Source organism: Nocardia otitidiscaviarum NBRC 14405 (assembly GCF_000308635.1).
GTDB lineage: Bacteria > Actinomycetota > Actinomycetes > Mycobacteriales > Mycobacteriaceae > Nocardia > Nocardia otitidiscaviarum.
In genome coordinates this window covers 1-307 of record NZ_BAGD01000211.1, presented here as the reverse complement: position 1 = coordinate 307, position 307 = coordinate 1, and the positions used below count along the sequence as shown (strand labels likewise).

The 307-nt window shown below is 66.4% G+C and carries 1 protein-coding gene; it reads right to left on the bottom strand.

Features of this window, described 5'->3' with window-relative positions:
- The coding region (locus tag ON31_RS29370) for a hypothetical protein (RefSeq protein ID WP_218007398.1) at nt 1-273 on the bottom strand (273 nt) is incomplete at its 3' end.
- Nucleotides 274-307 lie beyond the last annotated feature (34 nt).

Sequence of the window (307 nt, the reverse complement as noted above, 5' to 3'; positions counted from 1 at the left end):
GGCGATGGGTGCGGTCGGGGTTCCGGCGTAGCTGAGCTTGAACGTGCCGCCGGTCGGGGTGCCGGTGATGGTGACGAGCTGCTTCTCGTGTACCGGCGTGTACTGGCGGGTGTAGAGCAGGCCGGCGCCGGTGGCGAAGATGTCCGCGGTGACTTCGTGCGAGGTCGGATCGGACTCGTTGCGGTCGAGGTTGGGAATCCAGCACTGAGCCGGGCGGGCGGTGAACAGCCGCTCGGGAACGCCGTAGTCGTTGGTGAACTCGAATGCCAGCATGAACGAGCCCGGCCGCGGAATCACGATGTTGGTC